This window comes from Paraburkholderia aspalathi, from assembly GCF_900116445.1.
In the GTDB taxonomy this organism is placed as follows: domain Bacteria; phylum Pseudomonadota; class Gammaproteobacteria; order Burkholderiales; family Burkholderiaceae; genus Paraburkholderia; species Paraburkholderia aspalathi.
The window spans coordinates 1-23,032 of record NZ_FPBH01000026.1; the positions used below are offsets into that span (position 1 = coordinate 1).

The window sequence follows — 23,032 nt, forward strand, 5'->3', positions numbered from 1 at the left end:
GCCGACGCGGTACGAAGCTTCGACTTTTTAAAAATACCCTTTGCCGGTGTCCAGGATCGCTTGACCACTACAGTGCCGCCCCGCACAGGGGCAACGCTAATAGACCACTAACAATACAAGGAGAGGCACCAAAGCCAGAACAAGGAAAGCCCAAATCCCTAAGCATACTGACAAGAAGCGTCGCGCAGACAACCAAACCCCATATGACAAGCCCATCACCCAGCGCCCCGCGCAAAAGCATACTCATGCAGAGCATCGATCACCCGATCAAACTCGAACGACTTGTCGTAGAAGTGCCGAACGCCATACTGTTCACAGCGCTCCCGATAAGCCGGCAACGCATGATTCGTCAACACCGCAGCGAAAATCGACTCGACCATTCCCTCGCGCTGCAGATAAGCGAGCACCGGCACCCCCGAGCCCTGCTTCAACTGCAGGTCCACAATCACCGCATCAAAAGCCTCATCGCTCAACAAGGCAATCGCCTGATCAGCCGAATCCGCATATGCAGCCACCTGCAGCAAACCCGATGCATCGATGGCCTCGACGAGACTTCTTCGTATCAGCGGCGAATCCTCGATCAGCAGCACGCGCAACGGTGCGCGACTGGCTGGTCCGGCATCAATGTTCGATTCGCTGTTCATCGGTGTATCTCGACCATTCATTATTCGATCAAGCCGTTCTTGATCGCGTAATAAGTCAGATCGGCGTTGTTCGCCAACCGCATCTTCTCCAGCACGCGAGCCCGGTAAGTACTCACGGTCTTCACCGACAAATGCAATTCTTCCGCAATGTCGGTCGGAATCTGTCCCGCGGCGAGCTTGCAGAATATCTGGAATTCGCGCTCGGAGAGTGCTTCGTGGGGCCGTCCCACCGCCGGCTTGTCGAGGTTGTCGGCCAGCGTGTCGGCGACGGCCTCAGACAGATAACGATGCCCGCGCGCCACCGCGCGGATCGCCCGCACAATCTCCTCGGGCTCGCAGTCTTTATTCAGGTAGCCGTTGGCGCCCGCGCGCAGCAGGTTGATCGCGTATTGGCTCTCCGGATATCCCGACAGAATCAGTACGCCCTGCTCCGGGCGCACCTGCCTGATCACACGCAACGTGTCGATGCCGTTCTTGTCCGGCATCGCGATGTCGAGCAACACCACGTCGAACGCCTGCTCCCGCACAAGGCTGATGGTTTCGTCGCCGGTCGAGGCTTCGGCCGCAACGCACATGTCCGGCTCGTCAGCGACGAACTGCCGGAAACCACCTCGGACGATCGCATGGTCGTCAGCTATCAGCACTCGAATCATCAGTTTGGCGTCCGTGCTACAGGATTGCTCCAAAGCAGACATTGTAATGATCTCCGGCACCGTCTTTGCCGAAGACCGATGTGCACAGCGTAGCGGTGCATCGAGCCATACCGGCGCGGGAAAGCATCCAGCCCTTCCGCGCCGCCCGACCAGGCGTCCGCCTTTCAACCGTATTTACTCGCGGCCGTCAAGCAGGTCCGCCATATCATCGGCGTGCTCCTCTTCGACAGCAAGAATTTCTTCAAACAGCCGGCGCGTCGTCACGTCCTTCTCGCCGAGATAATGCACAATCTCGCGATACGTATCGATCGCAATACGCTCGGCAATCAGGTTTTCGCGAATCATGTCCGTCAGATTACTGCCTTCCTTGTATTCCGAATGCGAACGCGTCTTCAGACCGTCCGGTGCAAAATCCGGCTCGCCGCCAAGCTGCACGATACGCTCGGCGATGCGGTCGGCGTGTTCCTGCTCTTCCGCGGCATGCGCTGCGAATTCCGCCGCCACGCCCTCGGAGTTGATGCCCTTGGCCATGAAATGATGCCGTTTATAACGCAGCACGCAGACGATTTCAGTGGCCAGCGAATCGTTGAGCAGTTTCAGCACCGTCTCACGGTCCGCACCGTAGCTTTGCGTGACCGGACCATCCGACATATGCTTGCGGGCGTCTTCACGGATCTTTTTGATGTCCATCACGAACGATCCGCTGGATTGAGATGCTGCGCCTTGGGCGCCAGAAACCTTCGCCATTGAGATTCTCCTTTATCCGGTATTGGGGGAACTGCGTATCCCGCACGAATCGCGCCTGATACGCCGGTTTAAGGAAGGCGCATTCGTCTACGTTCGAAATACGCCGAGCAGCAGCGTAACCACGAACACGACAAGGAAGATGTAGAACAGGATCTTCGCGATTTCGGCCGCACCCGCGGCGATTCCGGTAAAACCGAACACGGCTGCGATGATCGCAATGACGAAAAAGACGATGGCATAGTGAAGCATGGCGACTCTCCTTGTTGGTATCTGCATCAAGAGACCCTGAGGCGAATCCGAAGCGAACCGTTCCCTCACAATCAACGGAAACAGCACGCAAGCGCCTCATCGAACGGCGCTAATCGACGATCTTCTTCGTGACCACGAAGCCGAGCACGAGAAACACCACGCACAGAATCACGAACACCATAAACAGGAACTTTGCGATCACCGCTGCGCCCGCAGCTACGCCGGTAAAGCCAAGAAGGCCGGCGATCACCGCCACGACGGCGAAGAACAATGCCCATTTCAACATGATGGCTTCCTCCAGAATCAGTCAATGAACGATCAGGTTCATCCTATCGATCGTCGACGCTGGGCGCATTCCGACGTGCTCCGTTTTTCGTGTGAGAATCCGCTTACACGGGATTACGGCGGCGTTACGCCGCCTGCTCCATCGTCGAGCCCGGCGGGCGTTACACTGATGCTCACCTCAGGAGCCAAAAGTGCTGAACGTGTCGAACACGCATAAATCAGGGGCCACCGTGCGGCTGGGCGACTGGATGCGCAATCGCAGTTGGGCCATCGCGATGACCGTGGCAATCGTCATCACCGTGGGCGGGCTCGTGATTCTCGAAACCGCGCGCCAACGCATTGCCGCTGAATACGAAACGGCACTCGAAGCGCGCGACGTCACGGTTCAATTGAGCACGCTCGCAAGCCAGCTATCCCGCCTCAACGCCCACCAAAGCGATTTTCTTCTGACGAAGCAGGACTCATCTGCTCAGGGCTTTTGCGCAACCGCCGTGCAGATACGGCAGAACGAACAGCAGCTAAGCCGGTTTTACCGCGGCGGCAAGGCGGACAGCGCCGAGCTCGCGAGCTTCACCCAGATCGTCGCGCTGATCGACGCACGCATCGGCGCGGGCGCTGCTGCATTGCAACGCGCGACAACGAATTCGCTCGATCTCTCCGCCTGCGGCAGTGCGGGCGAGGCCAATCCGGCGGATGCCACACTGGTCGACAGCACGCTCACGCTGCTGCGCGACAACGAGGAGCGCCGCGCGCAGCACGCGCTCGACGCAAGCCGCGCCGACCAGCGTATCTCCACGCTGTGCGCGGCGGCGCTGTCCGCGCTCAACATCGTGCTGTTCATCCTGCTGTTTCGCAATCTCGGCATCCAGATGAACCGGCAGGCGCGCGTGCAGCGTCAACTGATCACGCAACAGGAAGAGCTCGACCAGCTTGTCAACGAACGCACGCGTCAGCTCGAGGCGCTCGGCTGGCACTTGCAGGCCGTCAGCGAAAACGAAAAGACGCAGCTCGCGCACGAACTGCACGACGAACTCGGCGCCATTCTGACTGCGAGCAAAATGGATGTGGCCTGGGCCAACCGCAAACTGAAGGACAGTGCCCCGGATATCTCCGAGAAACTCAAGCGCGCGCTCGCCAATCTCGACCAGGGCATTGCGCTGAAGCGCCGCATCATCGAAGACATGCGGCCCACCGTGCTGGCGAACTTCGGGCTCGTTACTGCCTTGCGCACGCTTGCCGACGAAGCCGCGCAGCGCAACAACTGGACGCTCGAATCGCACTTGCCCGCCGACGATATCCAGCTCGACGAGCAAACCGAAATCGCGCTCTTTCGCGTCGCGCAGGAGTCGCTCACGAACGCCGCCAAGTATGCACGAGCCTCGAAGGTGTCGATCGCCTTGCAGGTCGGCGACGGCGAGGTGGCACTGCGTATCGCGGACAACGGCGTCGGCATCACGCCCGCCGATCTGCAGCGCACGCACACCCATGGGCTGCTCGGCATGCGCCAGCGGGTTGCCGCGCATGGCGGGCGCTTCGATATCCAGCGCGGCGCGCCGAATGGCACCGACATCCATGTGGTGATGCCGAGTGTCAGCACGGCCACGCCGTCAGTGGATCTGCCGCCGTCGACCCCGTCGCGAACAGCCGTCTAGCAGGGCCTTGCGGCACATTGCAATAGCCTGTGTAGGACTGCGCCGACGCAAACACCGGAGCACGCCTACAACAAAATCGCAGCGCAACCGACAGCGCCGCCTCCGCCCTTTTTTTAACATGCAATCAGACCGGATCGACTGGCGTAAGCCCCGGTCGGACGACAGCTAGCCGGGCTAGCGCGTGCCGTACAGGATGGGCACGTCAACCGATGCATTCTCGACAAGGAGAACTTTCATGAATCGACTGATCGCTTTGCTTCTCATTGCAGGGACGGCTGCGCTCGCCGGTTGCAACACGATGGCGGGGGCTGGGCAGGATATTTCGAAGGGTGGCAACGCCATCACGAATTCAGCCGAGCAAGCCAAGTAAGTTAGCGGCAACGCATCGACTGCGCGGCGCCTCACGGCGCCCTGTCATGAAGGAATTCCACAGCCCGTCGCGGGAAACCGCGGCGGGTTTTTTTTATAGTCGGCTCCGCAAACAAAACAAAGCGGCGACCCACTTTCGTGGATCGCCGCTCTGTCCTCCCTGAGACTGCCGCTTATCGTATCTATCGACTGCTATGCACGCATGCGGGTTCGCGAGCTTATTGACCCGTCAGCGTGTTCGTGAGTTCAACGCTCGGCGTGCCGGTGTTGCCGTTCTGTGCGATCAGCAAATGGATCTGCCCCGGCACGAGTTGGCTCAGCGCACCGGCGATCGGCACCGACGTCACCAGCCAGTCGGCGTTGTTCGCCAGCGAGAAAGCCGACGACTGGAAGATCGGCGTCTTGCTGCCCGCCACCGTCGCGATCAACACGTACTGGCCGCCGGACACATAGATCGAATCCTGGCCGCTTGCCGGCACCGCGTTCTTGAACGACACGCCCGCCATCGTCGGGCTGACATTGCTGATGTCAGTGCTGGTCGACTGAACCAGATACAGGTCGAGATTGGTCGCGTTAGCCGATGCATTGAAGCCGCGCAGGCGCGCGCTATTCGAGAGCAGCCCCTTGTCGAACGGATCGTCGATCAGGCCGATATCCGGCGCCGTTGCACCCGGCAGAGCCAGCACCGTGTATTCATGGCCCTTCGCAACATCGGGGAAGTTACCGCTCGCCAACGCGGTCGTCGTGCCGGTGTTCGAGTACGCGACGGAGGTCGAACCCGTGTTGATGTTGGTCAGGTTCGTTACGCCCTTATAGCTGATGTTCGTCTGTCCCGAAGGTGCGGTACCGTTCACGAGAAAGTCCACTGCTGGCCCGCCAGGAATTGCGTGGATGAAATGGATCTCCGGATTCGTCAGACCGAGTTCCTTGCCTACGTCGCTGCCGCTGCCACCGCATGCGGCAAGGACAGATGCAACAGCGGCCACAGCCGCCATGGTTCGGATCGTTTTCATTGTGTTCCACCTATATCGATGTTGGGCTCTCGAGCCGTTAATTTGCGAGCGCCCGGCCTCGGACATCGCGCCGCCTGGAAACCTTGTTCGTTGGTCGTTAGAACGGCTCCAGGCTGGCTCTCCGAAATGAAGCGCCCCCTCCCTCTCCCTGCTGCACATCGCGCCCGTGCTGGTGAGCGGCGTGGTCCGTGTCGATGGACGCTCGAACTCAGCAATGCGTGTGCCGCGGGTTCGATAGGGCTTCCGGCATCAGACGAATGGCTTACGGAGCAACGCGTTGCGCGGATTAGAATTTTTCCTCGGAGGGTTGGCACGTTTCGCGGTGTATTGTTCGCGCACAACCATACTTACACGGTCCCCTGCATGTCTTACCAACACTTACTCGCTGAACTCGACCTCGGCTTTACCCGCTTGCGCAATCGCGTGGTGATGGGCTCGATGCACACCGGCATGGAGGATCGCTTCTGGAATTACCCGAAACTGGCCGAGTATTTCCGTGAGCGCGCGAAAGGCGGCGTCGGTCTGATCGTCACGGGCGGCATCTCGCCGAACCGGCAAGGCTGGCTGCTGCCCTTCGGCGGCACGCTGAACTCGGTGTTCGATCTGCGCAATCACCGCTTGCTGACCGAGGCCGTGCATGCCGAAGGCGGCAAGATCGCGTTGCAGATCCTGCATGCGGGCCGCTATGGGTATCAGCCTTTTGTCGTGTCGGCCTCGGCGCTCAAGTCGCCGATCTCGAAGTTCAAACCACGCGCGCTCACTGAAGCCGGCATTGCGCGGACCGTGCGCGACTATGCCCGCTGCGCGCGCCTTGCCCAGCGCGCCGGCTACGACGGCATCGAGATCATGGGCAGCGAAGGCTATCTGCTCAACCAGTTCCTCTGCCCGCGCACGAACCGGCGTACCGACCGCTACGGCGGCAGCATCGAGAACCGCATGCGGCTCGCGCGCGAGATTGTCGAGCGCGTGCGCGCGGTGTGCGGCGAACGCTTTATCGTGGTGTACCGGCTCTCGCTGATCGATCTGGTCGAAGGCGGCAACACGTGGGAAGAAACCGTGCAGGTCGCCCAGGCGCTCGAAGCCGCCGGCGTCACGATGTTCAACACGGGAATCGGCTGGCACGAAGCGCGGGTGCCGACTATCGTGACCTCAGTGCCGCGTGCTGCCTTCGCTGCGTTGAGCGCGCGGCTGAAGGCGGCGGTCAAGGTGCCGGTGATCGTGTCGAACCGCATCAACACGCCCGAGGTCGCCGAAGAACTGCTCGCTCAGGGAGCGGGCGATCTGGTATCGATGGCAAGGCCACTCCTTGCCGACCCCGAGTTCGTGCTGAAAACCGCTGAAGGACGCGCGCACGAAATCAACACCTGTATCGCCTGCAATCAGGCCTGCCTCGATCACACGTTCAAGAACCAGCGTGCAAGTTGTCTCGTGAACCCCCGTGCGGGGCGCGAAACCGAGTTGATCTACCGGCCGGTCTCGGGCTCACAGGCCGCGCGTTCGGTTGCCGTGGTCGGCGCGGGTCCGGCGGGACTTTCCGCTGCGACCGTCGCGGCCTCACGCGGGCATCGCGTGACCTTATTCGATGCGAGCGCAACGATCGGCGGCCAGTTCAATCTCGCGATGCGCGTGCCGGGCAAGGAAGAGTTCAGCGAAACGATCCGCTATTTTCAGAGCCAGTTGGAACGGCATCGCGTCGACGTGCGGCTCGAGACGCGCGTCGATCCCGCCCTGCTCGCGGCAGGCGGTTACGACGATGTGATCATCGCCACGGGCATCGTGCCGCGGAGCCCGGCAATCGTCGGCATTAACGGGCCTAACGTGCTGTCTTATGTGGATGTGCTGCGCGGTGCGCCGGTGGGACGCCGCGTGGCGGTGATCGGTGCGGGCGGGATCGGCTTCGATGTCAGTGAGTTTCTGCTGCATCGTTCCGGCGACCCTCTGCCCGTGCCACGCGATACATGGCTCGATGAATGGGGTGTCGATCTTACGGTGAGGGAACGCGGTGGTTTGAAACCGCCGGCGCCGGCAGAGCCATTCCGTGAGATCTGGTTGCTGCAGCGTAAGGCCGGCAAGCTCGGTATGGGGCTCGGCAAGACCTCCGGCTGGGTGCATCGCGCGACGCTGGCCAGAAACGGCGTGAAGATGCTCGGCGGCGTGTCGTATCAGCAGATCAGCGAACGCGGGTTGAAGATCGCGCGTGAAGGGATCGAGGAATGGCTTGAAGTGGACACGATCGTCGTGTGCGCGGGACAGGAATCGCTGCGCGATCTGCATCCGGAGACGGCGGCACAAACTGCGGATAGGAAAAACAGCGCGAATGGTGCGAACGACTCAAACGCTCCGCGCTATCACCTGATCGGCGGCGCCAAGGTCGCGACCGAACTGGATGCGAAACGCGCGATTCGCGAGGGTGCGGAGGTAGCGGCGGCGCTCTGAGCCACTGTGGCAATGGCGAGCGGAGGCGGCCGCGCCGCCCTCCTTAAGCCAGCCCCTTCTTCCGGTAATCGAACCAGAAAGACAGCCCCACGCTGGCCAGAATCACGATCGTCGCGATGACCGTCGAACGCGTTACCGGCTCGCCGAGCAACAACGCGCCGAGCGCCACCGCCACCACCGGATTCACGTACATGCAACTGCTGGCGATGATCGGACTTGTATGCCGGATCAGAAAGCCGTACGCGACGTAGGCGGTCATCGTGCCGACCAGCATCAGGTAGACGAAGGCCAGCACCGGCAGAAAATGCACTTCCATCATGCGCTCGCCGGACACCCAGGCGACCATCGTCGACATCGCGCCGCCGAGGCCGATCTGCAGCGACGTCGACAGAAACAGGTCCGACGGCAGCTTCAGCCGCCCGGCCAGATGCGCGCCGCCGGCCCAGAAAAGCGCACCGCACAGGATCGCCAGACTGCCGCCCGCCGATCCCGGCGCAGTGTCGCCGTGACTCAGGATCGCGATGCCCACCAGCCCAAGGCCAACTGCGAACCACTCGCCTCTGCCGATCTTGCGCCCCGCCACCGCCGCGATCACCGTCGCGAACAGCGGCACGGTCGCGACCATCACGGCTGCGGTGCCGGTGCCGACCGTGCGCATGCCGTAGGCCAGCATGCCGCTCGACAGGCCGACCAGCATCGTGCCGACCAGGCCGGCATTGCGGATTTCACCCGCGCTCGGCCAGACCGGATTGCGGCGCGCCGCGAAGATGAACAGTCCTATCCCGGCAAACAGGTTGCGCAAGCCGGAGAGCAGCAAGGGCGGAAACGAACCCAGCGCGACATGCACGGCGAGATACGTCGAACCCCATACGAGATAGACGACGGCGAGCGCGAGCGCGATCTGTCCATTGCGGGACTGCGGCAAACGGATGGGGAAACCACGCGGGAAACTACGCGAAAAGCGGCTGGGGAGTTGCGGCGCCATACGTTCAAACCGCCCATGCCGCTCGAGGTGCTGCGCCCCCGCTGAAGACCCTGTGACGGGATGGCGGACACCGCATCGGCGATGCGGTCTGACGGGCGAGGCTGGCGGACATGTCGGTGGAACGGAAGGACGATAGATGGCCAATGGGGCCACAACGCCGCGGCAATCGATGGGAATCGAGCCACGGCTGACACACGCCAAATGTTGGGCGCGCATCGCATTATGCAGTAAGCGCCCACCGCGTCGCCTGAAAGAATCGTAACTTTTTTGCGTGCTTGCAACAGAAAAGCCGGGGACGTATCCCCGGCTTTGGGCTCAGCTGTGACACGGCGCTCAAGCTATGCAACCGGCATCGCCGGCAATGCTCAGTTGGCCATGGCGCCCGATGCCTCGTGCTTCATGCCCATCGCGTCGCTGCCCTTTTTCATCTTGTCGTGCTTCATCGTGTTCTTCTTCATGCTGTCCTTCGACATGGTGTCTTTGGACATCGAATCCTTCGACATCGTGTCCTTGGACATTGCATCGTTGGACATCGCGCCGCTGGCCTGCGCGAACGCGGCGCCGCCGCTGGTCAGGAGGGCGACAGCCATTGCTGCGATTGCGAACTTTTTCATGGGATGACTCCGTTTTGTAGTGGATAAACCTGAACCGGCTTCTGGCTTCTACCTTGCGCCGGGTACTTCCGAAGCTTCTGCCGCCCGGGGTCGCGCGTCCGGCATTGCACGCGCCGACCCGCGCGCGTCAGGAGCCTCCGAACCAGTTGTAGCCCTGGTCGACCCAATAGCCGCCGGGATACGTGTTAGTGACGAACATCTCGACGATGTGCTTCGGATTCTTGTAGCCGAGCTTGGTCGGCATGCGCAGCTTCATCGGGAAGCCGTATTTCGCGGGTAGTCGCTCGCCGTCGTATTCGAAGGTCAGGAGCGTTTGCGGATGCAGCGCGGTCGGCATGTCGATGCTTTCGTAGTAGTCGTCGGCGCATTTGAAGCCAACGTACTTCGCGCTCGTATCCGCACCGATGCGCCGCAGAAAATCGGCAAACGGCGTGCCGCCCCAGCGGCCGATCGCGCTCCAGCCTTCCACGCAGATATGCCGCGTGATCTGCTCGGCATGCGGCAGCGCGTACAACTCGGGCAAGGTCCAGACGCGCTGACCGGTGACGAGGCCGCTGATCTTCAGCTTGTAGTCGGAGGGGTCGACATCAGGGACGTCGTCGATACCGTAGAACGCATTGAACGGAAACGGACGCGTGATTTGCGCTTCCGTGTAGGTCGGCGCGAGCTGCTTCGGATCGAATAGTGCGGCCTGTGCGCGGTCGTTCAGGCGCGACACGGCCGTCAGGAATGCAGTGACCGAATCGTTGTCGGTGAGCGAGCAGCCCGTCAGCATCGACAGACCGCCGAGCGTCAGAAGCCGCTTGCCGAACAGGCGCCGCGACGGCATTGCGAGTTCGCGCCGGGCGTCGATCAGGATCGATTCGCGGTCGAGCTTGTTGTCAGGCATGGCGGCGAACTTTCGATCGGGTTGTGTATTGGGTCGGGTCATGATTCGATGTCCTTAGGCTTGGCGTGTCCGCTTATCCGTGTATCCGCGGCCTAGCGTCCGCGCAGCATCGCCAGCAGCGAGCGCGGCACTAGGGCTACCATCACCAGATGCACGACAATAAACGCAGCCATCAGCGACATGGCGCAGAAGTGGACGATGCGTGCGTTGTCGTAGCCGCCCATCAACTCGCGCAGCAGCGGAAACTGCACCGATTTCCAGATCGCGAGGCCCGAGAGCACCAGCACGATCAGATCGCAAACAACAAACAGATAAGCGAATTTCTGCACCGCGTTATAGACGCGCAGATCCGCGTGCGAGAGCTTGCCGGTCAGCGCGGCGATGAAGTCGTGCAGCACGGCGCGCGGCGAGACCGGCAGAAACTTGCGCACGAAGCGCCCGCTGGCCAGATTCAGCGCGAGATACAGCAGACCGTTGAAGACCAGCAGCCACATCGCCGCGAAGTGCCACTGCAGCGCGCCGCCAAGCCAGCCGCCGAGCGTGAGCGCCGGTGGAAACGTGAAGCCTTTGAAGATCGGCGAGGCGTCATAGATGCGCCAGCCGGACAGCATCATCAGGATGGCCGCGAGTGCGTTGAGCCAATGCGTGACGCGCACCCACACCGGATGAATCGTGCCGCTCCTCGGCATGACGGGCGGAGCGGTTTTGCTAAGAGCATGAGGCGTGGCCATGAGAATCTCCGATGAAATAGGGAGCGCTGCGGGGTCGTCGCGCGCTCAATTGCAAGCGGCGAGCTCGCCCACTTGCAGCACGTCGCCGGTCGCAGCGTTTTCGACAAAGGCGACGACGCCGAAGTGATCCGCCGGAGCATTCGCATCGGCATCGTCGATACGGATATCGCGGCGGATTTGCGCGTTACCGGCGACCAGCGGCACGGGTCCGATCCATTGCCGCACGACGCGTTCGTGATGCAGCGTTGCGCCGCTGTTTTCCCCGGCTCTGACTTGCGAGTTCAACGCGTTCTGGTAAACCGCGATGTAGGCATTCAGCGGGGCCGTGGTGTTTGCCGCCTTGCTGCTGAATTGCGCATCGACATTGAAGGCGCCTTTCGCCTCAGGTTTCAGTTCAAGCGCCACGTTCGCCTGCGCCGGTTCGGCGACGACCTGGCCGATGCGGTTCTGGAAACTGTCGCGTTGCGACCAGCTGCGCAGTTCGCGGCCTGATACGAAGATTTCAGGCGTATAGATGGTGTGGCCGCCGGCGAGGTCAGTGAGGGTTTGCTGACGTTCAGTAAAGCGATGCTGCGAGAAGCGGTCGGTCCAACCGAGGCTATTCCAGTAGTCCACATGCAACGCCAACGGCACGATGCTTTGGCTTGCGCCGCTGTTTTTCCACTGGCTCAACCAGTTGTCGGCGGGCGGGCAGCTGTTACAGCCTTCGCTGCTGTAGAGCTCCACCAGCGCTACGCGGTGCGATGGGCTGTGCGACGCACACACGGCGCCGGCCGCGCTTGCAAGGCCGCTGGCGAAGAGGGTTGTCAGCGCTACGGCTAGCGCGATTGCGCGAGTGACATACCGATTGTCTCGGCGGGTTCGTGCGGTTTGCATGGCGTGCTCCATCAGGATCTGCACGTTTGTCGAACCACAAGCCCGCTTATGACAGCCGGTTTTGAATTTTTATTTTTGTCTGCGTTGCTCGCCTACGGTCGAGACCGTTCCATGCTGTTTATCCCCGCGGGGCGCGGTGTGTCTGTACGCTTGCGGGCGAACCGCCCCAAAGCGCCCCGCGGAGGGTGTCTCAGTCGTAACTCACGACAACCGTCACCCGCGTATCCTGCCCGGCATTCTTCGGTGCGAGCGACAACACCCCGCCTTCGCGGCCAACGCGGTAATGGCCGTCGCTAGCCGCACGGAACACACGTCCGCGGCTGTCGACAAAACGCTCAGTCAGCGCGTCACCGTTACGCGCTGTCGCGGCGCTATTCACCTGAAGCGCGACATCGGCGCCCGTCGCCACGCCCGGCTCAGCGCTAAAGATCAGCGTGACCGCTGAACCCGACTGATCAAGCCGCGCGCTCCTGGCATCGACACGCGCCCCGGCGGGCGCCACCGAAATCTCCAGTTGCGGCGCCACGATCGCGCCCGAAAAACTGATCGTTCCGCCATTCGCGGCCACCGCCGGCATTGGCGCCGCAACGAGCGCAACCAGCGTTGCCGTCGCCGCGACCGCGCTGAGCCCCTCAAACCGCCCCATTCCAGTTTTCATCAGCACCTCTCCTTAAGCCGTCTCGAATCGCATCGCGCCATTGACGCGCTGCCCACCGCCGCTCACTCGACTGGGCAACGGCCGCCCCTACAGGCGGATTAACGGCAGCGCGACGGCGGTCTTGAACGACCCCGTGCGATATCGACACGCCGCAACGCGTATCCACGGCGCCTCCCAGCGGCGATTAAGAAGACGCCCGGCCCGTGCTAACATTCACCTTTCGATTGCGTCGATCAAGCTTGCTTTCCGACGCTCCCGCACTACTTTTCATACTCTGCCGGCTACCCCAATGCGCGTTCCGTTTTCCCGAGCCCTCACCCGTTTGCGCCCCCGCCGCGCAACCGGCTGCGCGCGCGTGGACATCGCGACGCCACACGCCGGCCAGCCGTCCCGAACGCTCCCGCTTCTCGCTGCCCGGCGCCCGATCTGACGCATTTCCCCTCCATTACCGGGGCCGCGTCGTCGGGCTCCGGGCTGATCTCATCCGTACGCCATTCCCTTACATGCAGATCAATTGGAGAACCCGTCATGAAAAAGACGAAAACCTGTTATCTCACCGAACTCGACGTCGCTCGTCTTGAAAAGCACGCAGCCGCGCCCGGCGCTGACACCAAATTGCAAGACATGCTCGACGACGTCCTGGAGCGCGCTGTGATCGTCGAATCGCGCGACATCCCCGCGAACGTCGTCACGATGAATTCGCAAGCCACCCTGGTCGATGAAACCAGTGGCGAGCAGATGACCTGGACCGTTGTCTATCCGCCCAACGCGGACTTCGCGCACGGCCGCCTGAACGTGTTTTCGCCGGTCGGTCTTGCGCTGCTCGGCGCCAAACGCGGCGAGCGCATCCGCTTCACGCCGCCGAGCGGCACGGAGAAGGTGTTGAAGCTCGAGAAGATCCTGTTTCAGCCCGAAGCCGCCGACGATTTCACGCTGTAAGCCAAAGCCATTCACGACGCAGAACGCTGCGCCGCATCATCCCCGGCAGCCCTATCACAATAAGAATAGTGCGTGGCTGACGGGCGTTATCTCCGACATCTGACTTTTTCAAGACGGGTTGCCAAGCAGCGCCCGGGCGGTGTATTGTGTGCGCTGCTAACGCGGGGGTCCTGCGTAGCGCGGAGGTTGGAGGTCCGTGTTGCGTGGGTGAGAAATACCCTTTGAACCTGATCTGGATAATGCCAGCGCAGGGAAGCGTACGGATTTCGCACCTGGTCTACCGTTTCATCTCTCGCGAATTCCGACAACTTCCGTCTCGTCTCCTGCTTAGCGGCCCCACATTGCTATGCCGAGGAGATAACGCATGAACGCCAACCCGAAGTTCCTTTCCGCCGACGCCCACGTCGATGCCGCCGCTGTCGCGCCGCTGCCGAATTCCCGCAAGGTCTACGTGACCGGCTCGCGACCCGATATCCGCGTGCCGATGCGCGAAATTTCCCAGGCGGATACGCCGGATAGCTTCGGCGGCGAGAAGAATCCGCCGGTCTTCGTCTACGATACGTCGGGCCCCTACTCCGATCCGGAAGCCAAGATCGACATCCGCGCCGGTCTGCCCGCGCTGCGTCAAGCCTGGATCGAAGAGCGCGGCGACACCGAAGCGCTGACGGGCCTCTCGAGCGACTTCAGCCGCGAACGCGCCGCCGATACCGCGACTGCCGATCTGCGTTTCAAGGGCCTGCATCGCACGCCGCGTCGCGCCATCGCCGGCAAGAACGTCTCGCAGATGCACTACGCGCGTAAAGGCATCATCACGCCGGAGATGGAATACATCGCGATTCGCGAGAATCAGCAACGCGCCGCGTATCTGGAAAGCCTGAAGACGAGCGGTCCGAACGGCGAAAAGCTCGCCGCGATGATGGGCCGCCAGCATCCGGGCCAGGCGTTCGGTGCGAGCGCATTCGGTCCCGATGGCCTGAAGGAAATCACCGCGGAATTCGTGCGCGAAGAAGTTGCGCGCGGCCGCGCGATCATCCCGAACAACATCAACCACCCGGAAAGCGAGCCGATGATCATTGGCCGCAACTTCCTCGTGAAGGTGAATGCGAACATCGGCAACTCGGCGGTGACCTCCTCCATCGGCGAAGAAGTCGACAAGATGACTTGGGCGATCCGCTGGGGCGGCGACACGGTGATGGATCTGTCCACCGGCAAGCACATTCACGAAACGCGCGAGTGGATCATCCGCAATTCGCCGGTGCCGATCGGCACGGTGCCGATCTATCAGGCTTTGGAGAAGGTCAACGGCAAGGCCGAAGATCTGACGTGGGAAATCTTCCGCGACACGCTGATCGAACAGGCGGAACAAGGCGTCGACTACTTCACGATTCACGCGGGCGTGCGTCTGCAATACGTGCCGCTCACAGCGAAGCGTATGACGGGCATCGTCTCGCGCGGCGGCTCGATCATGGCGAAGTGGTGCCTCGCTCACCACAAGGAAAGCTTCCTGTACGAGCACTTCGAAGACATCTGCGAAATCATGAAGGCGTACGACGTGGCCTTCTCGCTCGGCGACGGCCTGCGCCCTGGCTCGATCTACGATGCCAACGACGAGGCTCAACTCGGCGAGTTGAAGACGCTCGGCGAGCTCACGCAGATCGCGTGGAAGCACGACGTTCAAACCATGATCGAAGGCCCCGGCCACGTGCCGATGCAGTTGATCAAGGAGAACATGGATCTGCAACTGGAATGGTGTGACGAAGCACCGTTCTACACGCTGGGACCGTTGACGACCGACATCGCGCCGGGCTACGACCACATCACCTCGGGCATTGGCGCGGCGATGATCGGCTGGTTCGGCACGGCGATGCTCTGCTACGTCACGCCGAAGGAACACCTTGGGCTGCCGAACAAGGACGACGTCAAGACCGGCATCATCACGTACAAGCTCGCCGCGCACGCCGCCGATCTGGCGAAGGGCCATCCGGGCGCGCAGGTGCGTGACAACGCATTGTCGAAGGCGCGTTTCGAATTCCGTTGGGAAGACCAGTTCAATCTCGGTCTCGACCCGGACAAGGCACGCGAATTCCACGACGAAACCCTGCCGAAGGATTCGGCCAAGGTCGCGCACTTCTGTTCGATGTGCGGCCCGCACTTCTGCTCGATGAAGATCACGCAGGATGTGCGCGAATTCGCCGCGCAACAAGGTCTCTCCGACGACGACGCGCTGAAGAAAGGCATGGAAGTGAAGTCGATCGAGTTCATGAAGAAAGGCGCTGAGATCTATCAGCGGCAGTAAGGTAAGGATCGCGGGCGCACTAGCACGCGCCCGCCATTCGAACCGTCTGCGTCCGGTATTGCAGCACCGAAGCCCGCCACTGGCGGGCTTTTGCGTTTCTGAGCAGCCGGGCACGCCGCATGCTGACAGAAGGGAAACATTTGATTACGAAACCGACACCTTGCTGACAAGCTCACACATCCGGATACGGGCTGCGGCGATAAGATCAAATGTAAGGACGGGGGTGATTCATCCATTTCCACGAAGCATTGTCCAGACACAATGAATGGAGTCAGCATCATGAAATCGATTCGTCAACTCAGTACGTTCGCTGCGATCGTCGCGGTTGTCGCCAGTCTTTCCGCGTGTGACAACATGACCACGCGGCAACGCGATACGGTGATCGGCGCGGGTGTGGGCGGCGCCGCAGGCGGACTGATCGGCGGCAATGCACTGTCGACGATTGGCGGTGCGGCTGCGGGCGGCATCATCGGCAATCAGGTCGGCAAGTAAGCGCACGAACAGGACCAGCGTCATACAGGGGCTTCGCGAAATGCTTTGCAATGGCGTGAAATAAGCCGTTACGGTTTTGCAATCCTGTTGACGCTGCGGCGGCGTAAGCTCAAGCCACTACGCCCCGGATGGCGGCGTGTGATGTAACCAGGAGCACGTCATGAAGTCCCCCGTCGTCAAGTCCCTTCGCGCAATCAGCCAGCGGCTGCCGCGCGGCTTGCCCCGTCTTTCCCAAACCGGCATCACGCTGGCCGGCGTGGCCTGTGTGCTGACGCTGTCCGGCTGCTACTACCCGTACGGCTACTATCCAGGCGCCTACCCGTATTACGCTTACGGCACTGTTCCAGCGAATGGCGCCCAGCAGGATGTCCCCGTAGGGACGGCCGGGGATTCGGCCACTTCGCAACAGCAGGCGCAGGCTCAGGCGGCGCAGCAGGCGCGAGCCAATTCGCAATCCCAGCCGGCCACCTACGCAGTCGCTCAGCCGCCTCCCGTGTACGTTGCCCCCGCTTATCCCGTCTACTATCCGCCGCCGGTCTACCCGGCTTATTACGGCTATCCGGGCTGGTATGGCCCGTCGGTTTCGATCGGCGTCGGTTTCGGCTGCTGTTGGGGAGGCCATGGCGGCTGGGGTGGTCACGGTCACTGGCACTGAATCCCGCAGCCGGATCTTGCTGATCTGCTTTGTCCGTCGCGTGCCCGCTGCTATCGGGGCACGGGATGAACCCATGCCTTGCAGCATGCGTCCGCCGTTGCCCGAAAGCCGGCATACCGCCACTCAGCACGCGCCATGCCGCGCCGGACGGGCCTCACGCGCATCATGCCGCGACAATCCCGCCACGCAAGACGCGGCGCCTCCTTCCCTCCTTCGCCCGTACTTTCCCTTCTTGACGCGCTCCAATCGGGCCCTATGCTTGGGAAAGCCACACGCAGTACCTGTTTAAATAAGCGACCCGGCTCGTCTTCGACGCGCCGCCGGCGCCCATCCGTCCTGCCAGAGCGACGCGCCCCGTAGTGCGTAGTCCCGCGTCGAATCGAACAACAACGAAGGAGACGTGATGTTTCACCAACTACTCACACCCGTCGGCAATTCGCTACCGCTCTCGTTCCTCGTCGCCGCCTTGCCGATCATTGTCGTGTTGCTGTTGCTCGGCTGGGCCCGTCGGCCGGCCTGGCAGGCGTCGCTTGCGGGCCTGATCGTCGGGCTGATCGTGGCGATTTTCGTCTGGCAGTTTCCGGTTGGACTCGCGGCCGCTTCGGTCGCCAACGGTGCGGTGTTCGCCTGCTGGCCGGTGATGTGGATCGTGTTCGCAGCGATCCTGCTCTACAACATTTCGCAGCGCTCGGGCCGCTTCGCCGCCTTTCGCATGTGGATGATCGATAACCTGCCGAACGATCGCCGCGTGGTGCTGGTGGTGATCGGCTTTTCGTTCGGCGCGCTGCTCGAAGGGATTTCCGGCTTCGGCACGCCGGTCGCGATCACCAGTTCGCTGTTGATCCTGCTCGGTTTTCCGACCCTCGAAGCACTCACCTTCACGCTGATCTTCAACACCGCGCCGGTTGCCTTCGGCGCACTCGGCGTGCCGATCACGGTGCTCGGCGCGGTCACGCATCTACCGGCCGATTCGCTCGCCAAGATGGTCGGCCGCCAGTTGCCGTTCTTCGCCTTCCTGCTGCCGTTCTATGTGATCGGCGTCTATGCGGGCTTTCGTAACATGCTGCGCGTGTGGCCGGTCCTGCTGGTGTCCGGTGCGAGCTTCGCGCTGACCCAGTTCATCGCGTCGAACTATGTGAACTACAGCCTGACCGACGTGCTGTCGTCGATGGTGTCGCTGATCCTCACCATCGCGTTCCTGCGCGTCTGGAAGCCCGCCGCCGATCCGAAGTTCGCGATCAACATCGATCGGGTGGGCGAGGTGCGCGGCAAGATCAGCGGCGGCCAGGGCTGGTATCCGTGGATCATCGTCTCGGCGGTGGTGATCGTCTGGACCGTCGCCAAAATCTTCCTGATCGGCGACGTCAAGCTACCGTGGCCGGGCCTCGACAAGGCCGTGTTCATCACCCTGTACAACACGCCGTACGGCGCGGTGTGGGACTTCCAGCCACTCGCGACCGGCACGGCGATTCTGGTGGCCGCCATCATCACGACGTTCGTGACGGGGCTGAGCGCGCGCGAATTCGGCAAGGCCATTGCCGACACGTGGGTCCAGACGCGCATTGCCATTCTGACAGTGGCGACCATCGTGGCGCTCGCCTATCTGATGAACTACTCGGGGCTTACCTACACGCTCGGGCTTGGCGCCGCGTCGGTCGGACCGTTCTTTCCGCTGGTGTCGGCCTTCCTCGGCTGGGTCGCGGTGTTCCTGTCCGGCAGCGATACCTCGGGCAACGCGTTGTTCGGCAACTTGCAGGTGGTGGCGGCCAATCAGCTGAATCTGAACCCGATCCTGATGGCCGCGACCAATTCGTCGGGCGGCGTGATGGGCAAGATGATTTCGCCGCAAAACATCTCGACCGGCGTGGCGACGACCGACCTCAAGGGCAAGGAAGGCGTCGTGTTCGCCAAGACCTTCAAGCATTCGATACTGTTGACGGTGATCCTCGGCGTGCTGGTCTGGCTGCAGCAGAATTTCCTGCAGTGGATGATTCCGCATTGAGGCGCGCCTGGCCCATCGACGCAACTATTCGCGCCCACTAATTCCTTGGAGCGGGAGCGTGTGTGATGGGCCAGGATCACTGGTGCATTGCCGCAATATAATTCACGCTCCCCATGCGCCCGCCCCGCCGGGCCTGCACCGGGGGTACTCCCCGCGCCAGTCTCATCGCAATTTTTCTCACATTAGCGTGAGAATTGCTCGTTTTGCGGCCGGCGCGACCGCGCTTACGATAACGGCTATCAGACGTCCTCCATCCCCCGAATCTTGCCGTTTCATTCCAGCCTGAAACGTTTCGCGTGATCGCGCTGCTACGATGCGCAGGCGTCTCGACTCAACCGCGCGCGGCGCTACGACAATGAATGCCAAAAACCTGCTGCAACTGCTGATCCTGGCCGCCCTGTGGGGCGCCTCGTTTCTGTTTATCCGCGTCGGCGTAACCGACTTCGGCGTCGCGCCGCTGATGGCGTTGCGCGTCGGCATCGGCGCGGCCTTTCTCGCCGTCGTCCTGATTGCGCGGCGGCCGCTGCGCGAGTCCGCGACGATCCTGCGCGCGCGTGCTTTTCCCTTGCTGGTGGTCGGCATCCTGAATTCCGCGGCGCCGTTCTGCCTGTTCGCGTATGCCGAGTTGACGCTGTCGGCTGGCGTGACGTCCGTGATCAATGCGACCACGCCGCTGTGGGGCGGGCTCATTGGCTTCCTGTGGCTGCGTGACCGCCTGAGCGCGCTGCGCACGCTCGGTCTCGTGATCGGCTTTCTCGGCGTCCTGATGCTGGTGTGGGATCAGATCGCCACGCCGAACGGCTCGGCCGCCACACCGGCGACCACCGCGCTCGCGGCCGCCGCCGCGCTCGGCGCCACGCTGCTTTACGGCATCGCCGCCAATTACACGAAGCGCCATCTGACCGGGGTCGACGCATTGACCGTTGCGACCGGCACGATGACCGGCGCCACCATCGTGCTGCTGCCGCTCGCCGTGATCTACTGGCCAGCCGCACCGATCTCGCTGCACGCGTGGGCCTCGGTCATCGCGCTGGGTATCGCGTGCACCGGCGTCGCGTACATGCTGTTCTTCCATCTGATCGCGGTGGCCGGGCCGGCACGCGCGATTACGGTGACCTTCGTGATTCCGATCTTCGGCATTCTGTGGGGCGCCCTGTTTCTCGGCGAAACCGTGTCGCTGGGCATGCTGGAAGGCTGTGGCGTGATTCTCGTCGGCACCGCGCTTGCCACGGGCGTGGTCAAGCGTCTGCCGTGGTTCGGGCCGCGCCGCGCCGATACCTGAAAACCGTCTCACACGATCCGTTCGGCGCGATCGGTTTCCCGCCTCCGCGAGGGCCGCGCCGACACTGAACACCGCCTCGCGCGACGCCTTCAACGTCACGGCCTCCCAGTCCTGCACCGCCCGCCGCGTCAGCGGCCCGACAACCCATTTCAAGCACCCAAAAAAATAGCCCGCACTCCGTTGGAGTGCGGGCGAAACCGTCGCCCTACGAGGATAGGCGACGGGGCCACCGAGGCCGCGCGCCGTGCGCGCAGGCCATCATCGGGCTAAGCACAGGTTCGTTCGCCGGTGCTGAAAGGGTCTGGGAATCGCCGATTGGACACACGCCGCAAACTCACGTCGGATGTTACGAATCCGGCCCCATGAGTCTTTAAAAGCAGCTTGTGTGCCAGTTATAGCGAATTACAAGAAATTGTTCGCAAGGCATTGATTTTTATTACATTATTTTTCGAGCAAGGGAGCTGACAGGGTCTACGGAAGGGGCTTCGCGAGTTACGTCACCGGGGTAACGTCACGTTACATGCGGCCGCACACGGGCGGCCGCGCCGACTCGTTTCATGCGTTTGAAGCAAGCCGACCATCACCGCACCGGCCATTTCGTGCGTTGCGCGGCCGTATGCCGGACCCGCAAACCCGTTGGCCGCTGCGTCTCGCGCCGCTCCAGGGCTGCGCCGCAGACAAGCGCCAGGACGAGCAAGCTCGCCGCCCACATCCAGTAAGGAATCACGTCGAACATGGCCATCTCCCCGTTAAGCGTCGCCGGTTCATACCGGTGTTTCAGACAGAAAGCAAAACACGTGCGCGCTGCGATAACGGTCTACGGCTCACTGCCCCGACAATAAATTGCGGACATAAAAAAAACCCGCCCGGAATTGCCTTCCGGGCGGGTTTTGAGACAGCGTTCGCTGTTTGCTACAGCTTCGTTCAGTGCAACTGGTCGACCATCAGACCCATGATCTGCTTGGCCTGCGGGCTCTGATCGATAGATCCCTTGTCGTCGACCACTGCCACGCGGGTCTGGTCAGGCGTCACCGCGCGCACGTTCACGAGATACTGCTTGGCGACCTTTTCCTTCTTGCCGTGGAACACCTGGCTCCAGAAGCCCTGCTCCGCCGAGCTCAGATCCTTCGGATCGACGTAGCGCACGAAGTACAGGCCGCGGCTCGCGTCGCGATCGTCGACCGTGAAGTTGCTGCGATCGAGCGCGAGGCCCACGCGCAGCCACGCACGGTCATACGGCTCGCTGAGCGTCAGCTCGGTGGACGAGAACTGTGCCGCCGTGGTGTTCGCCGCGTCATCCGGCATAGGCTGTTGCGCCGACAACGCCACGTTTTGCGCCGCCGTGGCCGCAGCCGCCGATTTCGCGCCCGCCGTAGCCGCGTTCGGCGCCGTTTGCGTCCCTGCCGGCGAGAGCTGGGCGCTTTGCGTCGTGCGCGAATCGGCCAGCGCCAGCGCTGCCATCAAGCGCTTCAGATATTCCTGCTCCAGCCCCGGATCGTTCGGCTTGGCTTCCCACTTGGTCGACTCGTTGTTCGTCCCGGTGATCGCCTCGCGCATGCCTTTCTGGCTGATGAACACATAGGTTCCGCCGTTCGGCGCCGTTTCGAGACGCGTGCGGTACTTGTTGCGCTCAGAACTCACGTAGCTGTTGCCCATTGCCTTGGACAGCGTGTCGCGGATCAGCCCTTCATTGATCGAAGCGTGCGTTTCGTTCCAGTCCGTTTCCATCACGCCCTTGTCGCGCTGGTCGACCACCAGCAGGAAGCCCTGTTCCTGCCAGAAACGGCGGATCGGCGCCCACGCCTGGTCGGGCGCCTTGTTGTCGATCACAAGCCAGCTTTCCGTGCCGTCGCGCTGGATGTGCATGCCGGTCACCTGCGGCACCACCGTCAGGGTGTTCGCGGCCGGTGCTTGCGCCTGGACCTGCTGGAGCGTGGACAGCGAGGTTTCGCCGCCTTGCGGGGGCAACGAACGCTGATCGGCCGTCTCATCGATCATGTTCGGCGGTACGGCAAGTGACACTTGCTTCGATTTCGAGTCGCTTTTGTAGTCGATTTTGGTCGGCGACGAGGTGCCGCAGCCGGCGACCAGACCGCCTGCCATCAGCATTACTGCAAACCGCTTGGTAAGACGAAGATCAGTCATGTTCGGGGAATCCTTCCGCTACGCCACGGCAAGTTTCCGTGGATCAACCCAACATTTTACCGATCCCGGCGAGTCATGTGCAAAAACCCGGCTTTGCCCGTGAATTGAGCAGCGCGCGGACGGCAAATCCTGGGGTGCGTCGAAGGGTCTGGATACCGATGAATCGCTGCGCTGCGTGTCCCTTTCGTCTCGGAAAAACGCGCCGCTTCACGGCGGCGATCATGTCCTTCCGCGGCAAATTTAACAGTTCACAACGTTTCTCAAACGCCTGTAGGTCGTGACGTAGCTCCTTGTCAGATCATTGTTTTAAAAGACACTTTTCACCTTCGCCACAGACTATTTCCGAGATTCGCTGAAGCGCCGCGCGCCGCGCCTGACAACGATCAGGAAACCTGAGTGTTATCTTGAATTGAACATCTC

Annotated in this window: 23 protein-coding genes and 1 riboswitch; of the genes, 9 read left to right on the forward strand and 14 right to left on the reverse strand. The window is 62.0% G+C overall.

The genetic code is table 11. The features are described from left to right. Positions 1–215 precede the first annotated feature (215 nt). The 5 genes from BM438_RS31590 to BM438_RS31610 form a co-directional block, all read right to left on the reverse strand. Positions 216–644 (reverse strand): response regulator, encoded by a 429-nt coding sequence (locus BM438_RS31590; RefSeq protein ID WP_093643012.1) that lies wholly within the window; start codon positions 642–644, stop codon positions 216–218. Between the two features lie 20 nt (positions 645–664). Next, entirely contained in the window at positions 665–1,297 is a 633-nt protein-coding gene (locus BM438_RS31595) for a response regulator (RefSeq protein ID WP_054039761.1), read from the reverse strand. A 174-nt stretch (positions 1,298–1,471) separates the two neighbouring features. Next, positions 1,472–2,044, reverse strand: coding sequence for a ferritin-like domain-containing protein (locus tag BM438_RS31600; protein WP_093643015.1), 573 nt, complete (start codon positions 2,042–2,044; stop codon positions 1,472–1,474). 87 nt (positions 2,045–2,131) lie between these two features. Next, a complete protein-coding gene (locus tag BM438_RS31605) occupies positions 2,132–2,293 on the reverse strand; it encodes a DUF1328 domain-containing protein (protein WP_006052455.1) in 162 nt (53 codons plus the stop codon). Between the two features lie 109 nt (positions 2,294–2,402). After that, on the reverse strand, positions 2,403–2,579 hold the full coding sequence (locus BM438_RS31610; RefSeq protein ID WP_093643018.1) for a DUF1328 domain-containing protein: 177 nt from the start codon (positions 2,577–2,579) through the stop codon (positions 2,403–2,405). Positions 2,580–2,826: 247 nt separating this feature from the next. Here BM438_RS31610 and BM438_RS31615 point away from each other — a divergent pair, with 247 nt between their 5' ends. Together BM438_RS31615 and BM438_RS31620 are read left to right on the forward strand one after the other, a co-directional pair. Further along, on the forward strand, positions 2,827–4,230 hold the full coding sequence (locus BM438_RS31615; protein WP_244179512.1) for a sensor histidine kinase: 1,404 nt from the start codon (positions 2,827–2,829) through the stop codon (positions 4,228–4,230). 235 nt (positions 4,231–4,465) lie between these two features. Beyond that, positions 4,466–4,600, forward strand: a complete 135-nt coding sequence (locus tag BM438_RS31620) for an entericidin A/B family lipoprotein (protein ID WP_012433647.1) — start codon at positions 4,466–4,468, stop codon at positions 4,598–4,600. Between the two features lie 217 nt (positions 4,601–4,817). On the opposite strand, the gene BM438_RS31625 is transcribed toward BM438_RS31620, so the two are convergent. Beyond that, positions 4,818–5,612, reverse strand: coding sequence for a DUF4397 domain-containing protein (locus BM438_RS31625; RefSeq protein ID WP_093643024.1), 795 nt, complete (start codon positions 5,610–5,612; stop codon positions 4,818–4,820). Positions 5,613–5,975: 363 nt separating this feature from the next. Between BM438_RS31625 and BM438_RS31630 the strand changes: the two genes are divergently transcribed. Continuing rightward, positions 5,976–8,048: an NADPH-dependent 2,4-dienoyl-CoA reductase gene (locus tag BM438_RS31630; RefSeq protein WP_093643027.1), complete on the forward strand. Its 2,073-nt coding sequence runs from the start codon at positions 5,976–5,978 to the stop codon at positions 8,046–8,048. A gap of 43 nt (positions 8,049–8,091) precedes the next feature. Here the strand turns inward: BM438_RS31630 and BM438_RS31635 are convergent, their stop codons facing one another. From BM438_RS31635 to BM438_RS31660, 6 genes are all read right to left on the reverse strand, one after another. Next, positions 8,092–9,033: an EamA family transporter gene (locus tag BM438_RS31635; RefSeq protein WP_093643030.1), complete on the reverse strand. Its 942-nt coding sequence runs from the start codon at positions 9,031–9,033 to the stop codon at positions 8,092–8,094. Between the two features lie 365 nt (positions 9,034–9,398). Further along, positions 9,399–9,647 carry a pentapeptide MXKDX repeat protein gene (locus BM438_RS31640; protein WP_054039770.1) on the reverse strand — a complete coding sequence of 83 codons (249 nt, stop codon included), beginning with the start codon at positions 9,645–9,647 and terminating at the stop codon, positions 9,399–9,401. Between the two features lie 127 nt (positions 9,648–9,774). After that, positions 9,775–10,578: a molybdopterin-dependent oxidoreductase gene (locus tag BM438_RS31645; protein ID WP_244179506.1), complete on the reverse strand. Its 804-nt coding sequence runs from the start codon at positions 10,576–10,578 to the stop codon at positions 9,775–9,777. A 50-nt stretch (positions 10,579–10,628) separates the two neighbouring features. After that, positions 10,629–11,267 carry a cytochrome b/b6 domain-containing protein gene (locus tag BM438_RS31650; RefSeq protein ID WP_093643036.1) on the reverse strand — a complete coding sequence of 213 codons (639 nt, stop codon included), beginning with the start codon at positions 11,265–11,267 and terminating at the stop codon, positions 10,629–10,631. Between the two features lie 45 nt (positions 11,268–11,312). Next, positions 11,313–12,143 carry a DUF1223 domain-containing protein gene (locus tag BM438_RS31655; RefSeq protein WP_093643040.1) on the reverse strand — a complete coding sequence of 277 codons (831 nt, stop codon included), beginning with the start codon at positions 12,141–12,143 and terminating at the stop codon, positions 11,313–11,315. A gap of 190 nt (positions 12,144–12,333) precedes the next feature. Further along, positions 12,334–12,801 carry a hypothetical protein gene (locus BM438_RS31660; protein ID WP_244179507.1) on the reverse strand — a complete coding sequence of 156 codons (468 nt, stop codon included), beginning with the start codon at positions 12,799–12,801 and terminating at the stop codon, positions 12,334–12,336. A 528-nt stretch (positions 12,802–13,329) separates the two neighbouring features. Between BM438_RS31660 and BM438_RS31665 the strand changes: the two genes are divergently transcribed. The 6 genes from BM438_RS31665 to BM438_RS31690 all read left to right on the forward strand — a co-directional run bounded on the left by BM438_RS31665 (position 13,330) and on the right by BM438_RS31690 (position 20,467). Then, on the forward strand, positions 13,330–13,740 hold the full coding sequence (locus BM438_RS31665; RefSeq protein ID WP_093643048.1) for a GreA/GreB family elongation factor: 411 nt from the start codon (positions 13,330–13,332) through the stop codon (positions 13,738–13,740). A 153-nt stretch (positions 13,741–13,893) separates the two neighbouring features. After that, a riboswitch (TPP riboswitch) is annotated at positions 13,894–14,012 on the forward strand. 92 nt (positions 14,013–14,104) lie between these two features. After that, on the forward strand, positions 14,105–16,036 hold the full coding sequence (thiC, locus tag BM438_RS31670) for a phosphomethylpyrimidine synthase ThiC (RefSeq protein WP_093643051.1): 1,932 nt from the start codon (positions 14,105–14,107) through the stop codon (positions 16,034–16,036). Between the two features lie 279 nt (positions 16,037–16,315). After that, on the forward strand, positions 16,316–16,528 hold the full coding sequence (locus BM438_RS31675; protein WP_093643054.1) for a glycine zipper 2TM domain-containing protein: 213 nt from the start codon (positions 16,316–16,318) through the stop codon (positions 16,526–16,528). Positions 16,529–16,688: 160 nt separating this feature from the next. Continuing rightward, positions 16,689–17,183: a hypothetical protein gene (locus BM438_RS31680; protein WP_093643057.1), complete on the forward strand. Its 495-nt coding sequence runs from the start codon at positions 16,689–16,691 to the stop codon at positions 17,181–17,183. A gap of 403 nt (positions 17,184–17,586) precedes the next feature. After that, entirely contained in the window at positions 17,587–19,185 is a 1,599-nt protein-coding gene (locus tag BM438_RS31685) for an L-lactate permease (protein ID WP_093643060.1), read from the forward strand. Between the two features lie 355 nt (positions 19,186–19,540). Beyond that, on the forward strand, positions 19,541–20,467 hold the full coding sequence (locus tag BM438_RS31690) for a DMT family transporter (protein WP_093643359.1): 927 nt from the start codon (positions 19,541–19,543) through the stop codon (positions 20,465–20,467). 580 nt (positions 20,468–21,047) lie between these two features. Here the strand turns inward: BM438_RS31690 and BM438_RS45690 are convergent. After that, positions 21,048–21,203, reverse strand: coding sequence for a hypothetical protein (locus BM438_RS45690; protein WP_167378496.1), 156 nt, complete (start codon positions 21,201–21,203; stop codon positions 21,048–21,050). 188 nt (positions 21,204–21,391) lie between these two features. Then, complete coding sequence (bamC, locus tag BM438_RS31695; RefSeq protein WP_093643063.1) at positions 21,392–22,612, reverse strand: outer membrane protein assembly factor BamC; 1,221 nt, start codon at positions 22,610–22,612, stop codon at positions 21,392–21,394. Positions 22,613–23,032 lie beyond the last annotated feature (420 nt).